This is a genomic window from Faecalicatena sp. (assembly GCF_058819085.1).
This window is the reverse complement of the sequence record NZ_JBZUUL010000027.1, coordinates 54,479-69,585: the sequence shown is the minus strand read 5'-3', so window position 1 is coordinate 69,585 and position 15,107 is coordinate 54,479. Positions and strand designations below refer to the sequence as shown.

Genomic DNA, 15,107 nt, shown 5'->3' with positions numbered 1-15,107 from the left:
TTTCTTCTACATCCTTCGAAAGCGTTCGTACCGCTTTTCTGTCAATTCCTCTTTCGAAAGTGCTGTGTGTTCATTCAGGAAACAACAGATCTTCTCCTGTAAGACACTTAAGACCTCCGGCAGATTTTCCCGGGTATAGTCTTCCGGTTCAGGGATCACTTTTTCGATCACCTTTAATTCCAGCAGATCCGCTGCGGTCAGGCGCATCACCTCTGCCGCCTCGCTTGCACGCTTGCTGTCTTTCCAAAGGATACTCGCAAATCCTTCCGGTGAAAGGATGGAGTAGATGGAATTTTCCAGCATCCATACCTCATCCGCAACCGCCATCGCCAGTGCGCCGCCGCTGCCGCCTTCCCCGATCACGATAGACAGGACCGGAACCGTAAGACCGGACATCTCAAACAGGTTTCTTGCGATCGCTTCCCCCTGGCCGCGCTCTTCTGCCTCCAGTCCGCAGAAGGCTCCCGGGGTGTCCACAAAGCAAATGACCGGGCGGTTGAATTTTTCCGCCTGCTTCATAAGGCGCAGTGCCTTTCTGTAGCCGTCCGGGGATGGCATTCCGAAGTTGCGTTCGATATTTTCCTTCGTCGTCTTGCCTTTTGCCTGGGCGATCACAGTGACCGGCATTCCTTTAAAATACGCAATGCCCCCGATGATCGCTTTATCATCTTTGAAGCAGCGGTCTCCATGGAATTCGATAAACTCATCAAATAATGCCTTGATATAGTCTTCGCCTGCCGGACGGTCCTTCTTTCTGGATACCTGCACGCGGTCCCAGGCACTGCGGTTCTTCAAAGAATCCCCTGTGCCATTCTCTGACATAGCTTCACGGGAAGTTTCTTTACATTCTGTCAGAACGCCTCTCTTTCCTTTAGCTCTGTGAAGACGCAGGATCTGGGATAATTCCTGTTTCATATGTTCCCGTTCCACAATTTTATCTATAAAACCATGCTCCAGCAGGAATTCCGAACGCTGGAATCCTTTCGGAAGCTTCTCGCCGATGGTCTGCTCGATGACGCGTGGTCCGGCAAACCCGATCAAGGCGTTCGGCTCCGCCAGGATGATATCTCCCAGCATAGCAAAGCTTGCGGTCACACCGCCTGTTGTCGGATCCGTCAAAACAGAGAGATAAAGCTGTCCAGCATCGCTATGACGCTTCAAAGCCGCAGAAGTTTTCGCCATCTGCATCAGGGAAACAATTCCCTCCTGCATCCTGGCGCCTCCCGAGCAGGCGAAAATGATTACCGGCAGCTTTTCCTTGGTCGCACGTTCCACTGCACGGGCAATCTTTTCCCCCACAGCCTCCCCCATGCTCGCCATCAGAAACCATCCGTCACAGACACCGATCACAGCCGGATTCCCGTCGATCGTAACCTTCCCTGTGACGACAGCCTCCTCCAGCTTCGTTTTTTCCTGAAGCAGGCGGACTTTTTCCTCGTACCCTTTAAAACCAAGCGGGTTCTTCGTCGTAAGAGAGCGGTCCCATTCCTCAAAGGAACCCTCATCCGCGATCATCTCGATTCTTCTATATGCATGGACACGGAAATACCCGTGACATTTCGGACAGATATAATATCCCCTCTTCACATCCTCCGTAATAATCGCAGCGCCGCACTTATTGCACTTCCGTAGCAGTCCCTCCGGTACCTCCGGCCTGGACTCCTTTAACGAAATATAACTTTTTCTGCTCGTCTTCTTAAACATATTCTGTAACTTCATAGACAGCTCCTAACTTGTTGTTTGCAAAGGGGTCAGACCCTTTTGCTCTCCATTTTCTGATAATTCTGAAAATATCATCGGCTCTTTTACTGCATTTTTTCGATAAACTCAATATCTATGTCGCCTGACTCAAAATCGGGATGATGTAGAATTTCATATTGATAATCTACATTTGTGTCAATTCCCTCAATTATGATCTCTCCAAGAGCGCTCCTCATTTTCCGGATGGCTTCCTTCCGGTTCTTTGCATGTACGATCAGTTTTGCCAGCATGGAATCGTAATATGGGGTGACAGTATAACCGCTGTAGATGGCGGAATCAATACGAACCCCTTTTCCGCCGGGCAGGTACATGTCTGTGATGGTTCCGGGTGACGGACGGAAGTTTTTCTTTGGATTCTCGGCGTTGATCCGGCACTCGATGGCATGACCGGTGATCCTTACATCGTCCTGTGTATAACTTAACTCCCTGCCGTCTGCGATCTTGATCTGTTCTTTGATCAGGTCAATCCCTGTTACCCATTCGGTTACCGGATGTTCCACCTGGATCCTGGTATTCATCTCCATGAAATAGAAATTTCCGGTCTTTTCCAGAAGAAATTCGATGGTCCCCGCATTCGTATAATCCGCTGCCTTCGCTGCTTTTACCGCTGCCTCGCCCATCTTCTTACGCATTTCCTCAGAAAGAGCAATGGAGGGAGACTCCTCGATCATTTTCTGATGGTTCCTCTGGACGGAACAGTCACGCTCTCCGAGATGGATGACATTTCCGTGCTTATCAGCAAGGATCTGGAACTCTATATGCCGCGGGTGCTGCACAAAATGCTCGATATACATCGTATCATCGCCAAAGGCCATTTTCGCTTCCTTCTGGGCCGTGTTAAAGCTGCTTTCAAACTCCTGAGGCGTCTCTGCCACACGCATTCCTTTTCCACCGCCACCGAGAGCTGCCTTCACAATGACTGGATAGCCGATCTCAGCCGCGATTTCTGCGCCCGTCTGCGCATCAAAGATCGGCTCCTCACTTCCCGGTATCACAGGAACTCCTGCTGCGATCATCGTGTTTCTGGCTTCCTGCTTATTCCCCATCTTTCGGATCACCTGTGAGGACGGCCCGATAAATGTAATATTACAGTGCTCGCATAATTCTGCAAAACGACTGTTTTCCGAGAGAAAACCAAACCCCGGATGGATCGCATCCGCTCCGGAAACGAGTGTTGCGCTGATGATCTGCTCCATGCTCAGATAGCTCTGCGTTGACGGCGCCGGGCCGATACAGACCGCCTCATCGGCAAGCTGTGTATGCAGCGCTTCTTTGTCCGCTTCCGAATACACCGCCACCGTCTCGATTCCCATTTCCCGGCAGGCACGGATGATCCGCACCGCGATCTCACCCCGGTTTGCAATCAATACCTTTTCAATCATAATCTGAACGTCTCCTTATTTTCCAACCATGAAAGTCAACTCTGCGCTGACAACTACTTTCCCGTCTACTGAGGCTGTTGCCTCCCCAATGCCGACAGGTCCCTTCTGCTTGATGATCCTCGTTTCCAGCTTCACCTTGTCGCCCGGAACTACTTTGCCTCTGAACTTGCACTTCTGGATCCCTCCAAAATATGCGACCTTCCCTTTATTTTCTTCCTGACTTAAGATTGCCACTGCGCCAACCTGTGCCAGCGCTTCTACGGTGAGAACTCCCGGCATGACCGGCTCCTGCGGAAAATGCCCCTGAAAGAAATCCTCGCGGTAAGTCACACATTTATATCCCACGGCATATTTTCCCGGCTCATAATCCTCAATGTAATCCACTAGCAGAAACGGATGTCTGTGAGGAATGATCTCCTGGATCTGCTTAATATCTAATCTGTTCATACTTAACCCTCTTTCTCAGTTCACAATTTAGTGAACTGCAAACAGAAAATTTCAAAGGGGTCAGACCCCTTTGAACCTGATTGACTATTTTATAACAAACAACGGCTGTCCGTATTCTACTGCATCCCCATTCTGAACGAGGATCTCTGCCACGGTTCCGGTGAAATCGCTCTCGATGTCGTTCATCAGCTTCATCGCCTCTACGATCGCCAGGACCTGCCCCTCTTTTACACTGTCACCAACTTTTACGAATGGCTCTGCATCTTCTGTCGGAGCCGCATAAAAGGTTCCGACTAACGGGGACTTGACGATCTTTCCGCCTTCAGCTTCCTTCTGTGCTGTCTCTTTGCCATCAGGCGCACCACTGTCTGCCGTTCTGTCTACAGAAACACTCACCGGTACCGGAGCCGTCGTCTGAACAGATGGCTGCTTAACAAGAGGCATCGGAATCTGTACTCCCGGCTGTACTGCAGCACTCGCTGCCACTGCCTTTTTCAGGGAGAGCTTCACTCCTCCCTCTTCATATTTGAACTCTGCAAGTGTGGATCTGGATACAGAATCCACCAATTGTAATATTTCTTCTATTCTCATGCTGTCCGCCTTTCCTGACTAATACAGCGTCTATAGATCAAATGCACCCTCTATAGATCAAACCCGCACTAGCCCTCATATTTCTTTAACAATAAGGTCGCATTGTGTCCGCCGAAACCAAGGGAATTGGTCAGCACATAATTCACGTCTTTCTCCACCGGTGCTCCGACTGCATAGTTTAAATCGCATCCTTCATCTGTCTGAACCGTTCCCATCGTCTGATGGATAAATCCGTCCAGAATACTCTTTACACATACAACAAACTCCACGCCGCCTGCTGCACCGAGCAAATGTCCGATCATGGACTTGGTGGAATTGATCACCACATCTTTTGCCGCATCGCCAAGCGCATATTTAATTGCCCTTGTCTCAAACAGATCATTATGATGTGTGCTTGTTCCGTGCGCATTGATATAGTCGATCTCGTTTGGCTGTACCCCGGCTTCCTTCATGGCTAACTTCATTGCCATCCCGGCGCCTTCTCCATCCTCCTGCGGGGAGGTGATATGGTAGGCATCTCCGGTCGCACCGTAGCCGGCCAGTTCCGCATAGATCTTCGCTCCTCTCGCCTTCGCATGCTCCAGTTCCTCCAGCACGACAATCCCGGCGCCTTCTCCCAGCACAAAACCGTCTCTGTCCTTGTCAAACGGGATAGACGCACGCATCGGGTCTGTAGATGTGGAGAGTGCAGTCAATCCGGCAAATCCGGCTACCCCGGTGGGACAGATACAGCTCTCTGTACCTCCGGCAACCATGATATCCGCATCATCATACTGGATTGCACGGAAAGCATCGCCGATACAGTTCGTTCCTGAGGCACATGCCGTCACCACATTGGTACATTTTCCTTTTAAGCCAAGCTGTATCGAAACATTTCCGGCTGCCATGTTTGAGATCATAAGCGGCACCATCAAAGGGTTCACCCTGCTTGGGCCTTTTTCTACGATCTTGGTATAATTCTGCTCCACCGTCTGCAGGCTTCCGATCCCGGATCCGACGATCACACCGGCGCGGTATGCATCCTCTTTCTCCATGTCGATCCCTGCATCCTCAAAAGCTTCCCTGGCCGCAGCAACCGCATACTGGGAAAATAATTCCATCCGCTTTGCCGCCTTAAAATCCATCCGCTCTTTTGCCACAAAATCTTTTACTTCTGCCGCGATCTGTACTTTATATTCTGAGGCATCAAATTTTGTGATCGGTCCGATCCCGACCTTTCCGGCCTTAATCCCGCTCCAGAACTCTTCTACTGTATTTCCGACAGGAGTCACCGCTCCCATTCCGGTTACTACCACTCTTCTTTTCATCTTTCTCTCCTTCTACATTGCCATTCCGCCGTCTACACACAGCACCTGTCCGGTGATATAGCCTGCGCCCTCCGAAGCCAGAAATGCCGCCGCCTCTGCGATATCCTCCGGCTGTCCAAATCGTCCCAGCGGGATCTGCGCCACAGCGCCTTCCTTCACCTTCTCGTTGAGTACCTGTGTCATCTCGGTATCAATAAATCCCGGTGCAACCGCATTGACCGTAATCCCTCTGGAGGCCAGTTCTCTGGCCGCCGATTTCGTCAGCCCGATCACTCCTGCCTTGGATGCAGAATAATTAGCCTGCCCCGCATTTCCCATAACACCGGATACAGAAGACAGATTGATGATCCGTCCACTTCTCTGCTTCATCATCTGCCTGGATGCGAAACGGATACAGTGAAAGGTTCCTTTCAGATTGGTATCCAAAACCGCATCAAAATCTTCCTCTGACATCTTCATCAGAAGACCGTCCCTGGTAATTCCGGCATTATTCACAAGAATATCCAGTCTTCCAAATTCGGTAATGACTTCTTTTATAAAATTCTCACAAGCCTGAAAGTCAGACACATTGCACTGCATGGTCACTGCTTTCCCGCCATTTTTTTCAATCTCGTTCTTTACTTCCTCTGCCCTGTCGGCAGAACCATTATAATTGATCACAACAGCCGCTCCCTGTGAGGCCAGCTTCAAGGCAACTGCCCTTCCGATCCCTCTGGATGCGCCTGTTACGACCGCAACTTTTCCTTCTAACATAATTCACTGACCACCTTGTCTACATCTTCCCATGAACCTACATTGTACACTTTGACATTTTTGTCGATCTTACGCATGAATCCGGCCAGCGTCTTTCCCGGGCCGACCTCCACAAATGTATCCACACCATCTGCGATCATACGCTCTACACTCTGCTGCCAGCGGACAGACGATGCCACCTGCTGTTTTAGCAGCTCCTTCGTTTCGCTGATATCCTCCACATACTGCGCGGTCACATTGGTCACATACGGAAAATTAAGCGGATGCAGCTCCACATTCTTAAGCACACTCCCAAGCTCCCTGCCTGCTTCCTCTAAAAGCGGGGAATGGAACGGTCCGCTCACATTCAGCGGAAGAACCCGTTTTGCACCTGCTTCTTTCAGCACCTCAGATGCCTTCTCCACGCTTTCCTTCCAGCCTGTGATCACAATCTGTCCCGGGCAGTTGTAGTTTGCAATACTGACTCCTTCGATCTCACTGAGCACCTTTTCAATCTCCTCTGCTGCCATGCCCAAAACTGCAGCCATAGAACCTTTCCCACCTGGTACGGCATTCTGCATCAGAATCCCGCGCTTTCTGACCGTTGTAATTGCATCCTCTGCACTCATCCCGCCTGCAATGGCGATGGCACAGTATTCTCCCAGACTTAAGCCGGCAGCTGCGTCCGGCTTTACTCCTCTTTCGTCCAGGACCTTTGCAATCGCAAGACAGGTCGTCACCAACGCTGCCTGCGTATACTCGGTCTGATCCAATAAATCATTTTCCTCGAAGCATAACGCCTTCATATCTATATCCAGCAGTTTGGATGCTTTATCAAAAACCTCCGCCGCTGTTACACTCTGCTCATAAAAATCCTTTCCCATCCCGGCTTTCTGTGCGCCCTGTCCCGGAAATATAAATGCAGTCTTACTCATAAAATCCTTTTCCTCCAATCAGGTCATCTGTCTCTTTCACCAGCTTTTGGATCAGCTCTTTACAGGACAGCTCTTCCTTTACCATTCCTGCGATCTGGCCTGCCATCACGCTGCCGTTTACCACATCGCCTTCAACGACTGCCTTTCTAAGGCCTCCCAGTGTCAGCAGCTCCAGTTCTTCAAAAGATGCACCTTCCTGCTCTTTCAAAAGATATTCCTTGGTCATCTGATTGCGAAGCGCACGGACCGGATGGCCTGTTGTACGCCCTGTCACCCTGGAGTCAATATCTCTCGCTTTTATGATGCATTTCTTATAATTTTCATGAACAATAGATTCTTTCGTAACCACAAAATGAGTTCCCATCTGCACGGCCTGTGCACCTAACATAAATGCCGCCGCGATCCCTCTGCCGTCCGCGATCCCTCCGGCAGCAATGACCGGAATACTCACCGCATCTACAACCTGAGGCACTAATACCATAGTTGTATTTTCACCGATGTGTCCGCCTGCCTCTGTTCCCTCTGCCACCAGGGCGTCTGCCCCGCAGCGCTCCATACGCTTTGCCAGTGCAACAGATGCGACAACCGGAATCACCTTTACTCCGGCTTCCTTCCACATCTTCATATATTTTTCAGGAGAACCGGCCCCGGTCGTCACGACCTTCACACCTTCCTCCACGATCACAGATGCCACTTCGTCCGCATACGGACTCATCAGCATAATATTTACTCCAAACGGCTTCTCTGTGAGCTTCTTCGCTTCTCTGATCTGTTCCCGTACCCAGTCGGCCGGCGCGCTCGCCGCACCAATCAGTCCAAGCCCGCCGGCTTCTGATACGGCGGCTGCCAGATGATATTCAGCAACCCATGCCATTCCACCCTGGATGATCGGATATTCAATTCCTAAAATTTCGGTTACTTTTGTCTTCATACTAACAACCCTTCTTCTTTCCTAACATTTATTCAGCTTTTTGCAAATTTTACTTCAAGCCTCGGTTTTATACGCATCTGAGCATAATGATCTACTATTTTATCATTCTTTTACTTATGTGCCTCTAAATATTTCACAACATCTCCGATCGTTCCGATCTGCTCTAAATCTTCTGATGGGATCTCCACATCAAATTCTTCTTCAAAAGCCATAACTACTTCGAATAAATCCAGAGAGTCTGCTGCCAGATCCTCTTTAAATGACGTCTCTGCTGTAAGTGTGTTGATTTCTGCTCCTAATGATTCTGCTACGATTTCTTTTACTCTTTCTAACATGATTTTAATTTCCTTTCTTACTCTTCTCTTCATTTTTTCATAGAGCGCTCTTCCTGCGCTTCTATGTAGATGTATGTAATCCGGCACAGCCGGGTATTACCATTCCAGGCAGACGGCTCCCCAGGACAATCCTGCCCCGAACCCTGCCATCATAAGCCTATCTCCTCTTTTGAGCATTCCCTTTCGGTTGATCTCATCTAAAAGGATCGGAATACTTGCCGAGGATGTATTCCCGTATTCCTGCAGGTTCATCGGGAACTTGCTGATATCCTCTTTCAATCTCTTCGCAACGGCTTCTACGATCCGTTTATTTGCCTGATGCAGGATAAAATAATCGATGTCACGGGGCGTAAACTCTGTCCCGGCAAGGGCCTCTGTGATCACCTCCGGCACCTTCCTGACAGCAAATTTGAAAACCGCCTGCCCATCCATGTGCATATAGGAGTCTAAATCTTCCTCCCTGGCCGGACAGTTCTTTCGATGCCTGCTCATACATGTAAGTGCACTGCCTAAGCTTCCATCGGAATGTGTGACCGGCTGATAAAACCTGCCTTCCTCCGCCCTTAGTACCGCCGCACCTGCGCCGTCTCCGAATAAAATACAGGTTCCCCGGTCCTCCCAGTTCACCGTATTGGATAAGCTCTCCGCACCGATGACCAGAACGGTCTGATAGACCCCGGATGCAATATATGCCTGCGCCGTATTATATGCGAATAAAAATCCCGTACATGCCGCATTCAGATCAAACCCTGTGGCATTGACCGCCCCCAGCTCTTTTTGTACTTCACAGGCCGTACATGGAAGCAGCACTTCTGAGGTAAACGTAGAAACCAGGATCAGATCCACTTCCTGTGGTGCAACACCGCCATTCTCCAGCGCACGCCTTGCCGCCTCCACGGACATGGAGACGGTTGTCTCTTCTTCTATAATATGTCTCCTGATCACCCCGGTCCGTTCACGTATCCATTCGTCATTTGTGTCCACCATCTTAGACAGATCATTATTGTCCAGAAAATGCGCCGGCACGTATGAACCTGTTCCACATATCTTTCCTATCATAATTATTCTCCATGTTTAATTTCATTTCCAAATATTTTTATTTTAAAATACTTTGATTATCAAAGTATATCACAAATTTCCCAGATGTCAATACAGAAATATTCTACAAAATATTTACTGCATGTAAATTTTATAGAGTGTTTATTGTTTCTTCTTCTAAGTTATGATAGTGTGAAACTATCTTATGTGGAAGGCGATCATGCCGTATCCAGCCACAAGATTTCTATTTTATTCGGTACTTCACTGTCGAAGTTTAATCCGTAAATTAGAACAGCAGCTTTGCACAAACACACTCATATTACAAAGGAGGAACCGTCTATGGCAAAAACACTAAAAGACTATTTTCCGATGATTCAAACGAGGAAGGAGGTACTAAAAGAAATCGGAAACACTGCAGGAGTACATCCTGATTCCACAAAAATTTAAAAAATTTAAATTTAGGGGTTTACAAACTCAGATCTATATGATATTATATCACTTGTCGAGCGGAAGTGGCGGAATGGCAGACGCGCTAGATTCAGGTTCTAGTGGGAGTTAATCCTGTGAGAGTTCAAGTCTCTTCTTCCGCATAAAGGCTGTAATCCTTGTGATTACAGCCTTTTTTTATTACATGAGGATCTTATCCTCAAACTCGTCAAGTTCTCGCAAACGATCCCCGATTCCTTGGATACAGTTCCTTATATGCCTCATATCTTTCCCTATAGATCTTCTGCCTTTCAAGATCCGGCTGCACGATCTCCTCTTCCATTTTCACGATTCTTTCACAGGCCTCTTCATAGGAGCCATACCCGCCTGTTCCGACCGCCGCCGTAACTGCAGCACCGACACAGGCCTGCTCCTTTATTTGATTCGTGTAGATCTCCACGCCAAACACATCTGCCTGTATCTGTCTAAACAGCCGCCCACGGGCACCGCCTCCGCTTGCTATGATGCGGTCGCACCCAACAGACATTTCTTGAAAAATATCAAATGAATTCCTCAAAGCAAATACGATCCCCTCCATCGTACTTCTGATCAGTTCGGCCCTTGTGTGCTTTAACGTCAGTCCATGATAGATCCCTTTTGCCTCAGGATCATGATAAGGTGTGCGTTCGCCGTTTAGATAGGGGAGAAATAACAGCCCCCCGCTTCCGGCCAAAGCCGTTTCTGCCAGCCTGGACATCTCATCAAAAGACCTCATCTCCAGAATATTTTCCTTCAGCCACTTCAAAGCCACCCCGCCACTTAGATTTGCTCCCATTAAGATCCATGCATCCTGCACGGAATGACAGAACGTATTTGTTCTGTACCGGCTGTCATGTATCGGCCGCTTAACGCAGCAGGAAAGCTGGCTTGCTGTTCCTATATTCGCGCATAGAAGCCCCGGCTCGATCAATCCATTCCCCACTGCCTGCATCATACTGTCTCCCCCGCCATAGACCAGGCTTGTACCAGCCTTGAGCCCCGTCTCTTCTTCACATTTAAGGCTGCTGACTCCGGCAGTTTCATGTGCTTCATGGCATGGCACAAAAATTTTTCTGTCTAAATCAAGCCGTTCGATCAAATCCCAGGCCCAATCCCTGCGCGCCGTATCAAAAACAGCGGTTCCCGATGCATCCGACAGATCAGTTCCTAATTCACCACACATTCGATACCGCAGATAATCCTTGGGCAGCATTACTTTGTCGATCTTTTCATAAAGAGACGGCTCATTCTCCTTCACCCACATTAAAGAGGTGACCAGAAATCCCGTACTTAAAGAGTTCAAAGAAATGCTGCGGTACTCATCCTCCGGAACCTTCGCATAAATCCGGCTGATCGTCTCCCCTGTCCTTTGATCCGCCCATATGATCGCATTTCGAAGAAGCCGCCCCTCCTTATCAATCATAACAAGACCGTGCATCTGCCCGGAATATCCCACGCCTCTGATCTCATCCTTTAAATTAGAATGTTGAGCAAAGAGACTTCGGATCGTTTGCTTTGCCGCATCCCAAAGAATTTCCATATCCTGTTCCGCATATTGCTGTTCTGGCTTCAAAATATCATATCCAGCCTGAACTGTATCCACCACTATGCCGTCCTCACGCATGAGCAAAGCTTTCACACTCGATGTGCCAAGATCGATTCCCATATAATATGCCATAGCGCTCTCCTTTATATCATTGTTAACAGAACTTTGTATCCCCATTTTATCACATCTTCTCTGATAATTCTCCGCCGTTTCACGTTCTTTTTTGCGCATAAACAAATGCGTGAACTATAACAACTTAAAAAACCACCAAAAAAAGAATATTTTTTCAAAAACTTATCCTTCTGATCCGCTATACTTTTCATCAGAAAGAGAGTGATTCCCACAGGAGGTAATAAGTATGAAATGTAATATGAAACAATGGGTTGCAGATATGATCAACAGTCCAGTAAAAAAAGGGATGCCCGTCTTATCTTTCCCTGCTATTCAAAAAATGGGTATTACCGTAAAAGATCTGATCTCCAGCAGTGAGCTCCAGGCCCGCGGCATGCAGATCATCGCAGAAAATACTGACGCGGCTGCTTCTGTCAGTCTGATGGATCTGTCCGTTGAGGCTGAATGCTTTGGTTCTGTCATTCGTGTATCCGATGAGGAGGTCCCAACTGTGATAGGAAGTGTTGTCAACTCCGAAGAAGATGCTGATGCACTTGAGATCCCCGAGATCGGTGCCGGACGTACCTCCATCTATATTGAAGCAATCGAAAAAGCTGCCGGACTGATCACCGACAGGCCGATCCTTGCCGGAGCCATCGGCCCCTTCTCACTTGCCGGAAGATTGATGGATGTATCTGAAGCAATGATCTACTGCTACGAAGAACCTGACATGGTACATACCGTTCTCGAAAAGGTCACCAAATTTATCATCAACTACTGCAACGAATACAAGCGCGCCAAAGCAAACGGGATCGTTCTTGCAGAACCGCTTGCCGGACTGCTTTCCCCGGCATTGGCAGAGGAATTTTCAGCAAATTATGTAAAACAGATCGTAGATGCTGTTCAGGATGACGAATTCATCATCGTTTACCATAACTGCGGAAACTGTACGATCCAGCAGATCGATTCCATCATCGCAACAGGCTCATTGTTCCTGCATTTCGGCAACGCCATCGACATGGCTGAAATGATGCCGCACATCCCGGCAGATATCATCGCCGCAGGGAATGTTGACCCGGCAGGACAGTTCAGAAATGGTACGGTAGAATCCGTGAAGGCTGCCACGAAAGAAATCATGGAGAAGTGCTGCAGATATCCAAACTTCGTGATCTCTTCCGGATGTGATATCCCTCCCCTCTCTAAATGGGAAAATATTGACGCCTTCTTCGAAGCAGTTAACGAATATTACCAGGCAGATGCTTAAGCCCGAAAATAGTAAGACCAGGTAAGGATATCCAATACGGACCTCCTTACCTGGTCTTATTTTTCTTAAAGCAGCAGAGGGTATCCCCACATCACATGCTTCTGGCTCTTCTATACATACCCTCCGAAACCGCCGCCATATCCGCCGCCGTTACAGCAGATTCCACTGCCGCAGCAGAGATTACAGACAACATTGGCAATACAAAGCTTCATACATAAATCATTTCTGCCCATTACAGGATATCCATAGACGCTTTGTCTCTGCTGATACCAGCCGCCCGTGCCTTGAAGACGGCTGAGCATCATCTGATACTGCATATTATCCGGTTCCAGCCGCACGGCTTCCCTTGCATGCTCCAATGCTGTCACATTATTCCCCATACCGGAATTTGCTGACGCACTGTAAAAATACCACAAGGCGCCCCGTTCCCTGATTCCATCCAGAACATTTAAGGCTTCCTTATAATGTCCGCTCTGTATGTAGTTAGCCGCCGCCCGCAGGTGGATATCTGACTCGCTATTTCCTGCAGTGCCCTGCTGGGGGCCAAAGCCGCCTGAGGAACCTGAATATCCTCTTTCCCGCTCATCCATGATCTGCTGGTAAGCCTGCTGTACTTCCTTGAACTTCGCTTCTGCTTCTTCTTTCAGTGGATTATTGATATTCGCATCCGGGTGATACTTCCTGCTTAATGTACGGTATGCTTTCTTTATCTCATCATCAGTGGCATCAAAAGACACCCCCAACACCTTATAAGGATCTATCATCTTCCCTTTATACCCTCACTTAGCTTCTCTGATTTAATACAGCACACAGCTGTACTAGCTTTTCTTTATAAATGTGGTACTGCATTTCGGACAACGAACCTCTATCTTCCCTTTCCCCTTCGGGATCCGGATCTTCTGTCCGCAGCTGGGACATTTATAAATATGGTATGCCTTTCTCTGCGCCCACATATTCTTCTGCTTTTGGAAAAAGCAGCGTATCTTATAGGTCTTTGCCAGATATGTCTGATTCTCTGCATACCGCTTTGTCACATTCCTGGAAAACATCCTGAAATAGCAGTAAATGATCAGGACCCATCCTAATAAGTAACAAATCGTACCCACTGTCTTTCCTGCAAAAATAGAGGATAAGAATACAACGACCAATCCCAAAATAAGCAAAAACTTTGAATAGCTGTCGATCCCGTAACGCCCCTGCATGAACCTCATGAATTTTTCTCTCATTATACTGACCTCTCTTTATCTGCGCTCTGGTAAACCCAAAGACGCTTCACTTACATGAAAGATATTGTCCTCCGTTTTCTACAGATTGTCAAGAAAACTCTTATTAAATAAGTATAAAATTATTTTTCATTTAGGATATTTTGACATACCTCATCCGAGATCAGATACACGATCCTGGAATCATTCATCATCACATATCTGTTTCCGTCATCATCCTTTTTCCCTATATATAGGGTCAGGGTCTTCTCTTTTTTGTTTGAGGTATAGACTGCCTCGACCGTGATTCTGCTTTCTTCATCCAGCCCATACCCTGCAAGATCCTGGTCCTCTGCTGAATAATCTGCTGCCTTCTCCAGCGTGACTGCTCCCAGCCCTCCCGCAGCAGCTGCAATATCCTTGGAATTCTCATCATTCTCAGAATCATAAGTCGTTGTCTGTCCATCCTTCATAATCGTTACCTTCTTAAGATTTCCGCTGCCGATGACCGGATAGGTATCGAGCTGTGCCACCTCTTCCAGTGAAGCAGGCAGCTCAGAGACTGAAGTGCTGCTGACCGTATAGACTCTGCCTGTATCTCCCACTGTTACATAATAGGAATCCCCCACAGCACCTCCATAGTAAAGAGTCGTTTCTTCTCCGTCCGAATCCGTCAGCACCACCGTATAAGCCGGATCTTCCAGCCCATAATCCTTCAAAGAATCTCCGTCCTTTAATTCACGCTCTGCTTTCAAATGACTGAAATCTTTTGCTATCTGTTCCGGATACGACTGTGCCAGAGGAAAATCCATATCCGGGGCATAATACCATGTATCTTTCTTTTTTTGAAATGCCATCTTCCCGCTGCCCATATCATATTGGACTCCTGTGATCTTATCAATATCTGTAATATAGATCTGTTCTGCCTCCGCCCGGGCCTGCTTTGTTTCCTCTTTACTTTTATTCCACGACTGCAGGGCAAAATATGCCGCTGCCAGGATCAAAAGGAGAATCAGCAGACAAACAATAGAATTTCTTTTTTTCTGTCCCATATGCCCCT

The 15,107-nt window shown here is 48.0% G+C and carries 15 protein-coding genes and 1 tRNA gene; 2 read left to right on the top strand and 14 right to left on the bottom strand.

What is annotated here, in order from left to right:
- Positions 1-6: 6 nt before the first annotated feature.
- The 10 genes from AC4OGX_RS13940 to AC4OGX_RS13895 all read right to left on the bottom strand — a co-directional run bounded on the left by AC4OGX_RS13940 (position 7) and on the right by AC4OGX_RS13895 (position 9,480).
- Positions 7-1,719, bottom strand: coding sequence for an acetyl-CoA carboxylase carboxyltransferase subunit alpha (locus AC4OGX_RS13940; protein WP_493331189.1), 1,713 nt, complete (start codon positions 1,717-1,719; stop codon positions 7-9).
- 86 nt (positions 1,720-1,805) lie between these two features.
- Positions 1,806-3,143, bottom strand: a complete 1,338-nt coding sequence (locus tag AC4OGX_RS13935) for an acetyl-CoA carboxylase biotin carboxylase subunit (protein ID WP_493331188.1) — start codon at positions 3,141-3,143, stop codon at positions 1,806-1,808.
- A 15-nt stretch (positions 3,144-3,158) separates the two neighbouring features.
- Positions 3,159-3,590 carry a 3-hydroxyacyl-ACP dehydratase FabZ gene (fabZ, locus tag AC4OGX_RS13930; protein ID WP_493331187.1) on the bottom strand — a complete coding sequence of 144 codons (432 nt, stop codon included), beginning with the start codon at positions 3,588-3,590 and terminating at the stop codon, positions 3,159-3,161.
- An 84-nt stretch (positions 3,591-3,674) separates the two neighbouring features.
- Positions 3,675-4,181: an acetyl-CoA carboxylase biotin carboxyl carrier protein gene (accB, locus tag AC4OGX_RS13925; RefSeq protein WP_493331186.1), complete on the bottom strand. Its 507-nt coding sequence runs from the start codon at positions 4,179-4,181 to the stop codon at positions 3,675-3,677.
- 68 nt (positions 4,182-4,249) lie between these two features.
- Positions 4,250-5,488 (bottom strand): beta-ketoacyl-ACP synthase II, encoded by a 1,239-nt coding sequence (gene fabF / locus AC4OGX_RS13920; protein ID WP_493331185.1) that lies wholly within the window; start codon positions 5,486-5,488, stop codon positions 4,250-4,252.
- 12 nt (positions 5,489-5,500) lie between these two features.
- Positions 5,501-6,241, bottom strand: a complete 741-nt coding sequence (gene fabG, locus AC4OGX_RS13915) for a 3-oxoacyl-[acyl-carrier-protein] reductase (RefSeq protein ID WP_493331184.1) — start codon at positions 6,239-6,241, stop codon at positions 5,501-5,503.
- Positions 6,235-7,155 (bottom strand): ACP S-malonyltransferase, encoded by a 921-nt coding sequence (gene fabD / locus AC4OGX_RS13910; RefSeq protein WP_493331183.1) that lies wholly within the window; start codon positions 7,153-7,155, stop codon positions 6,235-6,237. The genes fabG and fabD overlap by 7 nt, the downstream gene beginning before the upstream one ends.
- A complete protein-coding gene (gene fabK / locus AC4OGX_RS13905) occupies positions 7,148-8,086 on the bottom strand; it encodes an enoyl-[acyl-carrier-protein] reductase FabK (protein WP_493331182.1) in 939 nt (312 codons plus the stop codon). Before fabK ends, fabD begins: the two co-directional genes overlap by 8 nt.
- Before the next feature lie 110 nt (positions 8,087-8,196).
- The gene (locus tag AC4OGX_RS13900; protein ID WP_493331181.1) at positions 8,197-8,421 is read right to left on the bottom strand and encodes an acyl carrier protein; all 225 of its coding nucleotides are present in this window, start codon (positions 8,419-8,421) and stop codon (positions 8,197-8,199) included.
- Positions 8,422-8,517: 96 nt separating this feature from the next.
- Complete coding sequence (locus AC4OGX_RS13895; protein ID WP_493331180.1) at positions 8,518-9,480, bottom strand: beta-ketoacyl-ACP synthase III; 963 nt, start codon at positions 9,478-9,480, stop codon at positions 8,518-8,520.
- Positions 9,481-9,965: 485 nt separating this feature from the next.
- Between AC4OGX_RS13895 and AC4OGX_RS13890 the strand changes: the two genes are divergently transcribed.
- A tRNA-Leu gene (locus AC4OGX_RS13890) sits at positions 9,966-10,049 on the top strand.
- Positions 10,050-10,114: 65 nt separating this feature from the next.
- Here AC4OGX_RS13890 and xylB read toward each other — a convergent pair.
- Positions 10,115-11,602: a xylulokinase gene (xylB, locus tag AC4OGX_RS13885; RefSeq protein WP_493331179.1), complete on the bottom strand. Its 1,488-nt coding sequence runs from the start codon at positions 11,600-11,602 to the stop codon at positions 10,115-10,117.
- Positions 11,603-11,828: 226 nt separating this feature from the next.
- Between xylB and AC4OGX_RS13880 the strand changes: the two genes are divergently transcribed.
- Complete coding sequence (locus AC4OGX_RS13880; protein ID WP_493331178.1) at positions 11,829-12,845, top strand: uroporphyrinogen decarboxylase family protein; 1,017 nt, start codon at positions 11,829-11,831, stop codon at positions 12,843-12,845.
- Positions 12,846-12,955: 110 nt separating this feature from the next.
- Here AC4OGX_RS13880 and AC4OGX_RS13875 read toward each other — a convergent pair whose 3' ends face one another.
- The 3 genes from AC4OGX_RS13875 to AC4OGX_RS13865 all read right to left on the bottom strand — a co-directional run bounded on the left by AC4OGX_RS13875 (position 12,956) and on the right by AC4OGX_RS13865 (position 15,099).
- Positions 12,956-13,609 (bottom strand): J domain-containing protein, encoded by a 654-nt coding sequence (locus AC4OGX_RS13875; protein ID WP_493331177.1) that lies wholly within the window; start codon positions 13,607-13,609, stop codon positions 12,956-12,958.
- Positions 13,610-13,663: 54 nt separating this feature from the next.
- Positions 13,664-14,071, bottom strand: a complete 408-nt coding sequence (locus tag AC4OGX_RS13870) for a TFIIB-type zinc ribbon-containing protein (protein ID WP_493331176.1) — start codon at positions 14,069-14,071, stop codon at positions 13,664-13,666.
- Positions 14,072-14,190: 119 nt separating this feature from the next.
- Positions 14,191-15,099: a DUF4340 domain-containing protein gene (locus AC4OGX_RS13865; RefSeq protein WP_493331175.1), complete on the bottom strand. Its 909-nt coding sequence runs from the start codon at positions 15,097-15,099 to the stop codon at positions 14,191-14,193.
- Positions 15,100-15,107 lie beyond the last annotated feature (8 nt).

Coding starts and splice junctions, on each gene's coding strand:
- AC4OGX_RS13940 (WP_493331189.1), bottom strand. CDS start 1,719: ATGAAGTTACAGAATATGTTTAAGAAGACGAGCAGAAAAAGTTATATT.
- AC4OGX_RS13935 (WP_493331188.1), bottom strand. CDS start 3,143: ATGATTGAAAAGGTATTGATTGCAAACCGGGGTGAGATCGCGGTGCGG.
- fabZ (WP_493331187.1), bottom strand. CDS start 3,590: ATGAACAGATTAGATATTAAGCAGATCCAGGAGATCATTCCTCACAGA.
- accB (WP_493331186.1), bottom strand. CDS start 4,181: ATGAGAATAGAAGAAATATTACAATTGGTGGATTCTGTATCCAGATCC.
- fabF (WP_493331185.1), bottom strand. CDS start 5,488: ATGAAAAGAAGAGTGGTAGTAACCGGAATGGGAGCGGTGACTCCTGTC.
- fabG (WP_493331184.1), bottom strand. CDS start 6,241: ATGTTAGAAGGAAAAGTTGCGGTCGTAACAGGCGCATCCAGAGGGATC.
- fabD (WP_493331183.1), bottom strand. CDS start 7,155: ATGAGTAAGACTGCATTTATATTTCCGGGACAGGGCGCACAGAAAGCC.
- fabK (WP_493331182.1), bottom strand. CDS start 8,086: ATGAAGACAAAAGTAACCGAAATTTTAGGAATTGAATATCCGATCATC.
- AC4OGX_RS13900 (WP_493331181.1), bottom strand. CDS start 8,421: ATGTTAGAAAGAGTAAAAGAAATCGTAGCAGAATCATTAGGAGCAGAA.
- AC4OGX_RS13895 (WP_493331180.1), bottom strand. CDS start 9,480: ATGATAGGAAAGATATGTGGAACAGGTTCATACGTGCCGGCGCATTTT.
- xylB (WP_493331179.1), bottom strand. CDS start 11,602: ATGGCATATTATATGGGAATCGATCTTGGCACATCGAGTGTGAAAGCT.
- AC4OGX_RS13880 (WP_493331178.1), top strand. CDS start 11,829: ATGAAATGTAATATGAAACAATGGGTTGCAGATATGATCAACAGTCCA.
- AC4OGX_RS13875 (WP_493331177.1), bottom strand. CDS start 13,609: ATGATAGATCCTTATAAGGTGTTGGGGGTGTCTTTTGATGCCACTGAT.
- AC4OGX_RS13870 (WP_493331176.1), bottom strand. CDS start 14,071: ATGAGAGAAAAATTCATGAGGTTCATGCAGGGGCGTTACGGGATCGAC.
- AC4OGX_RS13865 (WP_493331175.1), bottom strand. CDS start 15,099: ATGGGACAGAAAAAAAGAAATTCTATTGTTTGTCTGCTGATTCTCCTT.